The 639-nt window shown below is 51.2% G+C and carries 1 pseudogene; it reads right to left on the reverse strand.

Annotation, left to right across the window (positions count from 1 at the left end):
* A pseudogene (vscC, locus tag R7Z77_RS26290) lies at nt 1-639 on the reverse strand (SctC family type III secretion system outer membrane ring subunit VscC); the annotation flags it as partial.

Genomic DNA, 639 nt, shown 5'->3' on the forward strand with positions numbered 1-639 from the left:
TCTGTCGCCGACGATACGAGGCACAATGCGCAACAAGGTGCCATACGTCACTTCTTCCAAAGCCGCCGTCTCTTTGCCAACCAATTTGACGTAAAAAGTGCTGCTGTTGTTTAGCACCGCTTCGACGTTTTCTTGCGTGAGCAGCGTTGGTCTGGAAACGACTTGCGCACTGCCTTTCGATTCCAATAAACGAATTTGTGCCAACAAGTAGTTCAAGTTGGTCGAATCCAACAAGGACTTGAAACTCTGACCACTGCCCAATGTGACATCGCCGTTATCAACGTCGCCGGTTGTTTTGATGTCGACAATGCGGTTGTTTCCAACCGATACACCCGCGCGCCAATCCACACCGAGCTGACGTAAATCGTTTGCGCTGATGTCCACAATAGATAACGCAACCTCGATACGAGATTGTGGCTGATCGAGCTGAGCGACCAGCTTGCGATACAACGGCAGTCTTGCTTGGGTATCACGAACGATGATCGCATTCAGCCCCGGCTCCGCTTCTACGGTTGCACCGCCGTGCACAGACGCAGTTTTGCCACGAGGTTTCGCTGCTTCTGCGGGTAATCCATTTACAGACAATGTTTGTACAGACGCAGAATCCGTAATTTGAGTTTGAACACCGCCAACCACACG

This window comes from Vibrio sp. 1401 (assembly GCF_033340295.1).